2 protein-coding genes are annotated in these 2139 nt (G+C 64.6%); both read right to left on the bottom strand.

The annotated features are described in order from the left end of the window. The coding region (locus tag Q1Y33_RS00415; RefSeq protein WP_363322783.1) for an RluA family pseudouridine synthase at positions 1-1710 on the bottom strand (1710 nt) is incomplete at its 3' end. Between the two features lie 78 nt (positions 1711-1788). Then, positions 1789-1920 carry a hypothetical protein gene (locus Q1Y33_RS00410; protein WP_300797199.1) on the bottom strand — a complete coding sequence of 44 codons (132 nt, stop codon included), beginning with the start codon at positions 1918-1920 and terminating at the stop codon, positions 1789-1791. Between the last annotated feature and the right edge of the window lie 219 nt (positions 1921-2139).

The raw sequence follows: 2139 nt of genomic DNA, 5'->3' as shown, positions 1-2139 counted from the left end.
GAAGCGCAGCGAGCGGGCATGGAGGTAGAGGCGGTCGGCAGGCGTGCCGTAGAGCGGGTCGCCCACGATGGGGCAGCCGAGGCCTTCGGCATGGGCGGCGTGGACGCGGAGCTGGTGCGTGCGCCCCGTCAGCGGACGGAAACGGACGAGCGTGCGGCCCTCGCGGCGCTCCAGCACTTCGTAGAGGGTCTGCGCCGGCTTGGCGTGAGGGGCGCGCACCTCCTGGCAGGGACGGTGGTGCGGGCTGGGGCCCAGGGGCAGGTCGATGAGGCCGCTGTCCGCCGCGACGGTGCCCTGGAGCAGGGCGATGTACTCCTTCTCCACGGCGCGCGTCTCGAAGAGGGCTTGCAGGCGGCGGTGCACGTCGGCAGTCTTGGCGATGAGCATCAGGCCGGAGGTATCCATGTCCAGGCGGTGCACCACGAGCGGGCCTTCGGCCTGGGGCAGGCGGCTGCGCATCAGGCTGAGCACCGAGGGGGCGTCGGTCTCCCTGCCCGGCACGGAGAGCAGGCCGGCGGGCTTGTCCACAATGAGCAGCCACTCGTCCTCATAGACCGTGCGCAGGCGTTGGGCGGGGGCGTCGGCCATCTTCTGCTGCAGGGGGTTGTCGTCCACGTCGAGGCCCTGGAGCATGTGCTTCAGGATGGGGCCGCACTTACTGGTGCAGGCGGGGTAGAAACGGCCGTGCTCGCGTATCTCGTTCGCCGGCGAGCGGCCCCACCAGAACTCGGCCATGCAGAGGGGTTTCCACTTGTGGAGGTAGGCCTGCTGGAGCAGCTTGGGTGCGGCACATTCGCCGGCACCGGCGGGCGGGGTGCCTTGGCGGGTGGGGGCGAAGATGGTACAGAGGTCCTTCGCCTCGCCGCGGGCGTTGAGCATCTTGAAGTGCCAGAAGAGGCGCATCTGCAGGGCGGCGGAGCGGCGGTGGCGTTCGGCCTTCAGTTCGCGGATGGGGGCAAGCAGGCGGTCGAAGGCGGCTTGCGCCTCGGCTTCGCGGGCCTGCCAGGCGCGTTCGGCACGCTTGTATTCGGCCTTCTGGTGCTGGCTCTCGCGCGTCAGGGCGGCTTCCTCGTCGGGCGTCAGGGTGGCCGATTGGCGCAGGCGGTGGCGTGCGTCGCGGGCCTCCTTCATCAGACACCGCATCCCGGCCAGGTTTTCGTCGGCCTGGCGGCGCACGTCATTGAGCGCAGTCTGTGCATGATGCAGGGTCTCGTCAGCCTCCAGCGCGGCGATGCGGCGGTTCAGGGCGGAAATCTGCTCTTCCTCCTGCCGGAAGAAGCCGTCGGGCCGGAGCAGGTCGTAGACGGGCGGCACGAAGAAGGGCAGGCGGTTCTGCCCCGCCAGGATGCCCGAGAAGGCGGCCAGGTAGCCCAGCTTCCCCTCGCGGGTGCGCACCACCAGCACGCCGAACATCTTGCCGCGCTCCAGCTCGTCGTGCCACTGCGTCTGCGCCGCCAGATATTGCTGCACCTCTTGCGCGGCCAACAGGCAGAGGGGGTGGGGCGTGTAGGCAAAGGGATAGGTGAACCGCCGGGGCGGCTCGATGCCCTCGGTAGGCGAGGCGAACGGGTGGAGCATCTCCGCTCCGTCGCCGGTGGTGGTGCGTGCGGTGGCCTTCTTCAGCCCCGCCGCATGTTTCTTCTTCTTTTCCCATACCGCCTTGCGGGCCTCGTAGGCGTCGCGCTGGCGTTCCAGATAGTTGTCGGCCATAGAATTGAGAATTGAGAATGGATAATGGTTTCAATCAGGTTGCAAAGATACCTTTTTTTCGTTCTCCATTCTTCATTTTCAATTCTCCATTTTCAATTCCTTTTCCACTTCCTTGCGCACGCTGCGCCAGAAGGTCATCTGCTTCAGTTCGCGGCGTATCGGCGCGTCGTAGAGCAGGAAGAGCAGCAGGAGCCTGTTCAGTTTGCTCATAAGTCTAAAGAATTGCTTGTTAAAATGTAAAATGGAGATGAAAATCGGGCGGAGGAAGCAGGGTAGGGAGCCTCCGCGCTCCTATATGGGATCAGATTTGTGCGGCTACACCCCACACATGGAAATTGTGTATTTTGTTCTTATAGCGGAAAGCGCTGTATTGACGGATAGTCGCCATACGTTCTGATCGTTTTCTGATTGATTTCCGGCTGCAAAGGT

This window comes from uncultured Alistipes sp., assembly GCF_949296715.1.
GTDB lineage: Bacteria > Bacteroidota > Bacteroidia > Bacteroidales > Rikenellaceae > Alistipes.
The sequence above is the reverse complement of the archived record's forward strand: the minus strand, read 5'-3'. Positions and strand labels throughout refer to the sequence as shown.